Source organism: Ferruginibacter sp., from assembly GCF_014377975.1.
Taxonomy (GTDB): domain Bacteria; phylum Bacteroidota; class Bacteroidia; order Chitinophagales; family Chitinophagaceae; genus Ferruginibacter.
The window spans coordinates 1-4,829 of sequence record NZ_JACMOO010000129.1; the positions used below are offsets into that span (position 1 = coordinate 1).

The 4,829-nt window shown below is 36.4% G+C and carries 8 protein-coding genes; all 8 read left to right on the forward strand.

Annotated features, from left to right (window positions below):
- The first annotated feature begins 31 nt into the window (after positions 1–31).
- A complete protein-coding gene (locus H7254_RS07560; protein WP_301932392.1) occupies positions 32–592 on the forward strand; it encodes an AraC family transcriptional regulator in 561 nt (186 codons plus the stop codon).
- 98 nt (positions 593–690) lie between these two features.
- Positions 691–1,038, forward strand: a complete 348-nt coding sequence (locus tag H7254_RS07565) for a four-helix bundle copper-binding protein (RefSeq protein ID WP_301932393.1) — start codon at positions 691–693, stop codon at positions 1,036–1,038.
- Positions 1,039–1,196: 158 nt separating this feature from the next.
- Positions 1,197–1,529 (forward strand): DUF6799 domain-containing protein, encoded by a 333-nt coding sequence (locus H7254_RS07570; protein ID WP_301932394.1) that lies wholly within the window; start codon positions 1,197–1,199, stop codon positions 1,527–1,529.
- Between the two features lie 456 nt (positions 1,530–1,985).
- A complete protein-coding gene (locus H7254_RS07575) occupies positions 1,986–2,441 on the forward strand; it encodes a universal stress protein (RefSeq protein WP_301932395.1) in 456 nt (151 codons plus the stop codon).
- A gap of 15 nt (positions 2,442–2,456) precedes the next feature.
- A complete protein-coding gene (locus tag H7254_RS07580; RefSeq protein WP_301932396.1) occupies positions 2,457–2,921 on the forward strand; it encodes a hypothetical protein in 465 nt (154 codons plus the stop codon).
- Positions 2,922–3,113: 192 nt separating this feature from the next.
- Positions 3,114–3,500, forward strand: a complete 387-nt coding sequence (locus H7254_RS07585; RefSeq protein WP_301932397.1) for a DUF302 domain-containing protein — start codon at positions 3,114–3,116, stop codon at positions 3,498–3,500.
- Positions 3,501–3,615: 115 nt separating this feature from the next.
- Complete coding sequence (locus H7254_RS07590; RefSeq protein ID WP_301932398.1) at positions 3,616–3,843, forward strand: SHOCT domain-containing protein; 228 nt, start codon at positions 3,616–3,618, stop codon at positions 3,841–3,843.
- 40 nt (positions 3,844–3,883) lie between these two features.
- Positions 3,884–4,829, forward strand: a 946-nt coding sequence (locus tag H7254_RS07595; protein WP_301932399.1) for a multicopper oxidase family protein, incomplete at its 3' end; no start/stop codon positions are given.

The following is a 4,829-nucleotide window of genomic DNA, read 5'->3' on the forward strand; positions in this document are numbered from 1 at the left end:
TATATGAAAGCCAGATCAAAAAATATACCCAATGAAATTGTTCATTAAAAACATGGTATGCCTTAGATGCAAAATGCTGGTCAAGGCTGAATGTGAAAAAATAGGCTTGCATTCCTTTACGGTTTACTTGGGTGAAGTGGATATTTTGGAAAACATCACAGTAGAAGAAACTCAACAACTGAAATTAGCTCTACTAAAATCAGGGCTTGAATTAATGGATGATAAGAAAGCGATGCTGTTGGAAAAAATAAAAACTGTGATCGTAGAAATGGTGCATTACACAGATGAATTACCTATAATAAATTTCTCCGCTTATCTATCGGAAAAATTGAATTACAACTACAGCTATTTAGCTCATCTTTTTTCGGAAACAGAAGGAATGACTTTAGAGCATTTTATCATTTTGCACAAAATTGAAAGGGTAAAGCAACTAATCATTTACGACGAATTATCCTTTACTGAAATTGCATGGAAGCTACATTACAGCAGCATGGCACATCTTTCTTATCAATTCAGAAAGGTAACAGGACTCACGCCTTCTTTGTTTAGGTCAATGGAAGATAAAAGAAGGGGCAATCTTGAGAATGTATGAATTATGATGGTTTTATACCTAATTATGTAACACTTCCTGTCGTTTAAAAGCAAACCTTTGGTTAATGAAACTTCATTCACAACAATATTAAAATAATTATGAGTCACGAAAAATTTAAAGCATGTATTGATGCCTGCAATGTGTGTGCAGCAGAATGCGAACATTGTGCTACCGCATGTTCAAATGAAAAAGATGCCAACGCAATGGCACAGTGTATTGAGCTTGACCGCTATTGTGCTGATATGTGTAGAACTGCAGCAGCTTTTTTAGCAAGGGCAGATGAACATACACTTAATTTTGCAATTAAGTTTTGCGACTTATGTGCAGAAATTTGTACCGCCTGCGCAGTAGAATGCGAAAAACATGAACACTTGGAACATTGCCAAAAATGTGCAGAATCTTGCCGTATATGTGCTGATGAATGCAGCAAAATAGCGACCATGTAATTTAATGAATGCTCTTTGCAGTATAGCGGAAGGTGTTTATTTAGATGGTCATTATGAGTGCGAAAGTTTGAACACAATTTTTTAATACAAACAAAATATAAATAATTTATTTCTCGTACCGGTAACTAGCTTAGCTGTGAAACCCCAAATTTTTAATTATGAAAAAAGTATTGATTTTGATAACCGCCTTAACAATTAGTTCAGGTGTATTTGCCCAAGAACACAAAATGGAAGGTATGGGCAAAAAGGAACAAAAGATGGACATGAAGAAAGACCATGTAATGATGATGGATGGTAAGATGAAAATGGTTAAAAATGGCAAAGAAATGCCTATGAACAAAGAGATGACAATGGGAAATGGTACAAAGGTGATGATAGATGGAATGTGTACAAAAAAGGATGGTACAAGAATGACTATGAAAAATGGTGATATGATGGACATGGGTGGAAAAATAGGCAAGATGGTAAAGAAAGGCAAAATGAAAATGTAATCAGCCCTTTTATTAAGAGCCATGTTTTAAATGGCTCTTAATAGATTTTTTAAATTTTATCATTTTAATATACATAGATTACGGAACAGCATAACCAATCGGAACCATTTTATGCTGGCTGAAGTCATCACCCATACCATACATCACCCCATTTTAAATGAGTTGTAGGTTTTGCCCTAGTAGTGGGAATAAGGTCGGTGATAAGTTTATTTGTAGTAAAATAAATGATGTGGATGAAAATCTTCTCGAGTTGGCTAAAAAATTTGAGGCTACAGATACCATTAATTCAGCAACAGAAGAAAACTTTAAACAAAGAAGATAATTTTTTTTCTAAATGGGCCGATTTGAATGTGTTTTCTAAAGGCGCATGGCTTGAAGGAATAGTACCGAACAATAAAAATCAGCTTCCCATTGATGCCCCTGTAAATTGGAAAGGGAATTACGAAACCGAAACTCATGAAAAAAATCATGAAAATACTTTTAGCTACAGATGGATCTACACACAGCAAAGCAGCGGTTGAGGAGGTTGCCCGCAGACCATTTCCTCCTAATACGATAGTTCGTATTATTTCTGCTTACGAAAGGATTGCGTTAATAGCGGCCATGAGCCCAATGGGTGTGTCGCAAGAATATTCTGCTGAAGCAGATTTGCAGGCTTTAAAAGCTGCTGAGAATGCTGCCGAAAATGCACAGAAAGTTTTGTATAACAAGAATCCTGCGTTAACCACCACCACCATCGTTATTGAAGGTTCTCCAAAAAGTGTCATCCTCAAAGAAGCAGAAACATTCCATGCTGATTTGATTGTGGTTGGCTCTCATGGTCTGGGGGTTGTGGAACGCTTTCTGCTGGGCTCAGTTTCACAAGCAGTGGCATTACATGCAAAATGTTCTGTGGAGATAGTACGTAGATAAAATATTTGGGCAACAGTGAAACTGAAGAAAAATTTTAAAACAAAAATAATGAAAACACTACAAAAAATTACATTAGCGATTGCTTTAATTACGCTGTTCGCATCCTGTCAGTCTGCAAAACAAATTCTTTCAAAATCGGATTCGAGAACTGAAATCATCACCGCAATAGCTAATGATTCTGATATGTCGAAAGAGATGATGGAAGCCATGATGAATAGTAAAAATGGTAAAATGATGATGCAGGGAAATGACAAGATGAAAATGATGATGAAAGATAATCCTGGCATGATGCAAAACATGATGTCTAATATGATGGAAGTAGCTAAAAGTGACACCAGTATGATGTCCTCAATGTGTAAATCAATGATGGGAAATCAGCAAATGATGGATATGATGCAAAAGATGAACGGAAAAAATACGGATATGAAGAAGATGGATAAAAAAACTGAAAATAAAGATGAAACTAAATCACATCACTAACAATAATTTTAAAAATATTAAAAGTTAAAGCCATGATGAACAACAATGGAGATTACTATTACTGGGGAATGCATATGGGTGGGTGGTTTTTTATTTTTGTAATTGTATTAATTGGATTGTTTTTTTATTCCCGGAAAAAAAAATAATCAGGGTGTTTTTCAAACTAAATTAATTCAATAATTAACAAGAACCATGAGGTACTATTTTAGCAAGATCCTTAACGAAAATTTCGATAATGCCATTCAAAAAGTTGCAGATGCTCTCAAAGCAGAAGGCTTTGGTATATTGACAGAAATTGACATTAAAGTCACTTTAAAGAAAAAGCTTGATGTGGATTTCTATAATTATAAAATCCTGGGCGCCTGCAATCCGCCATTTGCTTACAAAGCCTTACTGGCAGAAGATAAAATTGGAACCATGTTGCCTTGTAATGTCATTGTTCAGGAAAAAGTACCGGGACAGATAGAAGTATCTGCAGTTGATCCGGCAGCCTCTATGCAGGCTATAGAAAATAAAGATTTGCAGGATATTGCAATTGAAATAAGAACGAGGTTACAAAAGGTAATTGAGGCTTTGTAGTAAAAGTTTCCCCTACGTGTCTTAGTCCTTCCTGCCGCAGAGAGGATTTGGATATTTTACAGGAGGAGAATATAATTGTTATCAATAAAAATCAAATCATTAATAATTAAAAATCATGTTTTACAATAGCAATTTTTGGGGAATGCACCTGATATGGTGGTTCGTTTGGGTTATCTTAATTTTTTGGATTTTTGCAACACCTTATGATGTTCCTGGGCAACGAAAGAAGAAAGATTCTCCTCTTGATATTTTGCAGAAGCGGTTTGCTTCAGGACAAATCACAACCGAAGAATATCAGGAGAAGAAGAAAATTCTTGAAAAGGATATAACAAAACAAAGCTGAATCCATAAGCTTTGATTCAACAAATAGCAAATAGATACTTATGAAACGCAGAAAATTTATAAAAAACACAGGACTGGGAGCAGGCAGCATATTAGTGGGTAGTACTATGGCTAGTTTTTTGGCGGCATGCGACCGCAATAACAATATGATGAATATGGGTGGGCAGCCTATGTCTATAAAGGAAGGAAATTTCGGCAGGCCACTCCCTGTTCCTAGCACCGTAACAGGGAGTGCAACAATAACTGCACAGGCAACCACGGCTGATATTAATGGAAAAAATATCTCCGTATTAGGTTACCAAACCAATGGAATATTAGGACCTACTATCCGTGTTAACAATGGCGTAAATACCAATATAAATTTTCAAAATAATCTTTCAGAAAAAAGCAATATCCATTGGCACGGGTTAAAAATCCCAGCCAATATGGATGGGCATCCAGAAGATGTCGTAAATCCCGGCAATAGTTTTAATTATCAGTTCAACGTTAATCAACGGGCAGGATTGAACTGGTATCACCCACATCCTGACAGAGCTACTGCCCGGCAAGCATTTCAGGGTCTAGCCGGCTTATTTATAATTAATGATGCAGAAGAAGCATCTTTAAATTTGCCCTCAGGAACTTATGAGATCCCACTGGTGATACAGGACAAACGCTTATCATCATCGGGCATTACCTATAACCCTTCCATGGGAGAAGTTATGTCAGGCTTTATGGGGGAAACAATCCTTGTAAACGGAGAGGTGTCTCCTTTTGTAGAAGTAACCACACGGTTTTACAGATTACGAATGTTAAATGGTTCCAATGCCCGCATTTATAATCTTGCTTTGAGTAATAAAGCTGATTTAATTATTATCGGTAATGACGGTGGCTTATTAAAAAACCCTTCACCCGTGAAGAATATTTTGCTGGCTCCGGGAGAACGCTTAGATGTGCTGGTAAACTTTGCTGGGCTGACTGCAGGCACGGAAGTGTTTCTAGAAAGCA